Annotated in this window: 6 protein-coding genes and 1 pseudogene; all 7 read right to left on the bottom strand. The window is 65.4% G+C overall.

The annotated features are described in order from the left end of the window. The coding region (locus tag AC1D01_RS24700) for an LAGLIDADG family homing endonuclease (protein WP_477871057.1) at positions 1-609 on the bottom strand (609 nt) is incomplete at its 3' end. A gap of 462 nt (positions 610-1071) precedes the next feature. Next, positions 1072-1797: pseudogene (locus AC1D01_RS24695) on the bottom strand (DnaB-like helicase N-terminal domain-containing protein); the annotation flags it as partial. A gap of 139 nt (positions 1798-1936) precedes the next feature. Next, positions 1937-2389 (bottom strand): 50S ribosomal protein L9, encoded by a 453-nt coding sequence (rplI, locus tag AC1D01_RS24690; protein WP_047502603.1) that lies wholly within the window; start codon positions 2387-2389, stop codon positions 1937-1939. Positions 2390-2400: 11 nt separating this feature from the next. Continuing rightward, positions 2401-2691 carry a 30S ribosomal protein S18 gene (gene rpsR / locus AC1D01_RS24685; protein ID WP_047502601.1) on the bottom strand — a complete coding sequence of 97 codons (291 nt, stop codon included), beginning with the start codon at positions 2689-2691 and terminating at the stop codon, positions 2401-2403. Positions 2692-2742: 51 nt separating this feature from the next. Then, complete coding sequence (priB, locus tag AC1D01_RS24680; protein WP_047502598.1) at positions 2743-3024, bottom strand: primosomal replication protein N; 282 nt, start codon at positions 3022-3024, stop codon at positions 2743-2745. Positions 3025-3061: 37 nt separating this feature from the next. Then, complete coding sequence (gene rpsF, locus AC1D01_RS24675) at positions 3062-3424, bottom strand: 30S ribosomal protein S6 (RefSeq protein ID WP_477871055.1); 363 nt, start codon at positions 3422-3424, stop codon at positions 3062-3064. A gap of 161 nt (positions 3425-3585) precedes the next feature. Next, a partial coding sequence (locus AC1D01_RS24670) for a hypothetical protein (protein ID WP_477871053.1) occupies positions 3586-3790 on the bottom strand: 205 nt, incomplete at its 5' end.

Genomic DNA, 3790 nt, shown 5'->3' with positions numbered 1-3790 from the left:
GTTCAGCGCGAAGGCGGTGTTGTGCGTGACGACGTCTTCGTCGGTGATGTACAGCCGCTGCGGATGCGACACCGAGATGCAYTGGCACGGCGCGCGGCGCGACGGCTCGATCGCGCTGAACGTCAGCCGCTTCTGGCGCTGCCAGCGCTCGGGCGCGCGGGCCTGCTTGTCCGACAGCAGGAACAGCGAGCGCGGTTCGGGGTGCGAGATGTGGCACACGTAGGCCGGCAGGCCCGGCACGCGCATCCCGGCGACATTGGTGAAACGAGGCGCCTTCTCGCTGATCGTGCACCAGCCGCCGAGCGAGCGGACCAGCGCAGCCACGTCGTCGGCCAGGCGGCGGCTCGAGGTGCTGAAGCGCACGCTGCCCCAGCGCTCGACCCAGCCATCGGTGTCGAGCAGGCCGCGCAACAGGTCGAGCCGGCGCTCGCGGCTGGCGGTGAGGTACGACTCGGGAATGAACTTGCGGTCGCTGGGCAGGCCCGACAGGCCGAGCGCTTCGAGCGCGGTGCGCAGCGGGCTGGGCTGTGAGCCCAGCAAGCCGGGCACGTGGCCGCGGTCGCAGCGCACGATGCGGTAGTCGCAGCGGCCAGCATGCGTGACTTCCATGCCGTCGCCGGCGCGCTCGGCGACGCGCTCGATCATTTCGGGTTCTGCCGTCGAGAAGCGGACCGAACCGGTGCCGGTCAGGCAGCCATCGCCTATCAGGGCGCCGAGCAGCCACGGGTCGACCGGCAATGCGTCGATGTGACCGAAATCCCCGGTCGCGCAATCGATCCAGAGACGACCCTGGTAGCGCGGCTTCTGCAACATCACCCGCAGCTCGGCGGTGCTCAACACGCGCGGCRCTTTCCAGCTGCGGAAATGCACCCGCCACAGGTGCTCGTCGCAGCATTCGGCCGAGCGACCATCGGAGAAGCGGATGCGCCAGACGTCCTTCTCGCCCTGCGGGTAGAGGCCGGTGACGATCGACGGCCGACCGTCGACCGATGCGACCGCATCGCCGACCTCGAGCTCGCCCATGCGCTTCCAGCCCGACAGCGTGCGCACCCGCGCATCCAGCGGCTGCGCCTTGCCCATCGAAGGCCGCGCCGCCAGCACGATCAGGTCGCCCGGCTGCAACCCGGCGGTCATGCGGTCCATGTCGAAGAAGCCCGTTCGCACGCCGGTCACTTCCTCGGCGCCGTTCTCGTGCAGCTCGTTGACGCGGTCGATCAGCTGCACCACCAGCGTGTCCATGCTGATGAAGCCCTGGCGCGAGCGTGAACCTTCTTCGCCGATCTTGAAGATCTTGCTCTCGGATTCGTCGAGGATCTGCGAGACCGGCCGGCCCTGCGGATTGAAGGCCGCGGTCGCGATCTCGTCGCTGGCCGCCACCAGCTTGCGCAGCACCGCGCGCTCGCGGACGATCTCGGCATAGCGGCGCAGGTTGGACGCGCTCGGCACGCTCTGCGCGAGCGCGTTCAGGTAGGTCAGCCCGCCGCAATCGGCCGCCTTGCCCAGGCCCTGGAGCTGCTCGAACACGGTGATCACGTCGGCCGGCTTCGAGCCGTTGATCAGCCCGCCGATCGCCGCGTAGATCAGCTTGTGCTCGTAGCGGTAGAAGTCGGTGTCCTGCAGCAGGTCGCCGCAACGGTCCCAGGCGCTGTTGTCGAGCAGCAGGCCGCCGATGACGCTCTGCTCGGCCTCGATCGAATGCGGCGGCACGCGCAGCCGCGCCACCTCGTCATCTTCCGCACCGTGGCTGCGCGCTGCGTCGGATCCGAATTGCGGGGGGAGATTGAAAACCGAGGACATCGATGCTTCCTGCAACAACAAGCTGTGGGCAACCCTGTGGACATCCCGTGGTCAAGCGTTGGACAACCGCGGAAAACTCGCTTGCCAATGAAAAAGGGCCGGCGAAGCCGACCCTTTCATCGAGGCGTGGAGCGCAACCTTAGTCGGTTTCGCCAACCACCACAACCTTGACATCCACGACCACATCGGTGTGCGGCGCCACCGACACGACGTGTTCGCCGACGGTCTTCAGCGGACCGTTGGGCAGGCGAACCTGCGCCTTGGCGATCTTGAAGTCGATGCGCGTCAGCGCTTCGGCGATGTCGTTGTTGGTCACCGAACCGAACAACCGGCCATCCACACCCGCCTTTTGCGTGATGTGAACGGTGCGGCCGCTCATCTTCTCGCCCAGCGCTTGCGCGGTGGCGAGCTTGTCGGCAGCGGCCTTTTCGAGCTCGGCGCGCTTGGCTTCGAATTCCTTGATCGCGACCGGCGTCGCACGGCGTGCGGACTTGGTCGGGATCAGGAAGTTGCGTGCATAACCGTCCTTGACCTTGACGACATCGCCGAGGTTTCCGAGGTTGCCCACTTTTTCGAGCAGGATCACTTGCATGGTGTGGCTCCTCAGACCTTGTGCTGGTCGCTGTACGGCAGCATCGCCAGGAAGCGCGCGCGCTTGATGGCGGTGGTCAGCTGACGCTGGAAGAACGCGCGCGTGCCGGTCAGGCGTGCGGGCGTGATCTTGCCGTTCTCACCGATGAAATCGCGCAAGGTGTCGATGTCCTTGTAGTCGATCTCCTTGACGCCGGTCACCGTGAAGCGGCAGAAGCGCTTGCGGCGGAACAGCAGGGATTGTTGGTTGCGCTTGGGCTTGCGGTCCTTCGAGAACCGACCTTTACCACGTGGCGGGGGCATATTTCACCTCACTTGAATATCAGATCCGGACAAACAGGTTGAGCACGAGGCTCATTCGAATTCGGTCACATGGAACAGCGTGCCGCGACCGCTGCGCATTGCTGAAAGAAAGCCGGCGAAGGTGCCTGTGCTTCCGATCGGCAGTGCCTGCAGGCGCCGTGTGATGTCGCCGATGGCCACTGCACGGATCTCCAGGGAGACCCTGCGGACCTGGCCGGATTCGCTGACCTGCGATTCGTGCTTGAGGCTCAAATCGAAGGCCGGCAGCCCGGCCGGCGTGTATCTCACAGCCCCTCGCTCCACCACTTGCGCCGCCAGAACCAATCGGTTCATGCAACGCCCGGGTGACAGCCGCGGGACCTCACCGTTCTCAGGCTGCAGCTTCCTGCGGGGCCTTGCGGGACTCTTCCTTCTCGACCGCCTTCATCATCACCGACGGACCGCTGTCGGCCTGGGGGCGGACGACGGTCAGGTGACGCAGCACGGCGTCGTTGAAGCGGAAGCCCGTTTCCAGCTCGCCGAGGACTTCCTTGCTGCATTCGATGTTGATGCAGAGGTAGTGGGCCTTGGCCAGTTTCTGGATCAGGTAAGCCATCTGGCGACGGCMCCAATCTTCCACACGGTGGACCTTGCCGCCGCCGGCGGTGATCACACCCTTGTAGCGTTCCAGCATGGCCGGAACCTGTTCGCTCTGATCCGGATGGATGAGCAAGATGATTTCGTAGTGACGCATTGAAACTCCTTTTGGGTTTGCACCCCTGACCTTCCCCGCCGAAAAGCAAAAGGAAAGCAGTTGGGTGATAGACCACCCCAAGCGTCGTCTGGGTGTGGCAAGGCGAACCCGGGATTCTACTCAGAAATCGGGTGAGTGGACATTTTTCTGTCTTGCCTCGTTCAAGGCGCACGCAGGCGGTCGAGAAAGGCCTGCGTCTGCGGCCCCGGCGCCGGCCCCAGCAGGCTGCCGATGACCGTCGCCGCGAAGCCCGCCGGCACGCCGAACACCCCCGCCGAGATCGGCTGGATGCCGAACCACAGCTGCCCCGGCACCTGCACGCCCAGCAGCCCGCGCATCCAGGGCTCGTTCAGCGCCATGTAGTAC

Source organism: Rhizobacter sp. P3_B12, assembly GCF_056402895.1.
This window is presented reverse-complemented; position numbering and strand designations above follow the sequence as displayed.

Excerpts from the sequence above, each read along its gene's own strand:
- rpsR (WP_047502601.1), bottom strand. The coding sequence starts at position 2,691 with ATGCCCCCGCCACGTGGTAAAGGTCGGTTCTCGAAGGACCGCAAGCCC.
- priB (WP_047502598.1), bottom strand. The coding sequence starts at position 3,024 with ATGAACCGATTGGTTCTGGCGGCGCAAGTGGTGGAGCGAGGGGCTGTG.
- rplI (WP_047502603.1), bottom strand. The coding sequence starts at position 2,389 with ATGCAAGTGATCCTGCTCGAAAAAGTGGGCAACCTCGGAAACCTCGGC.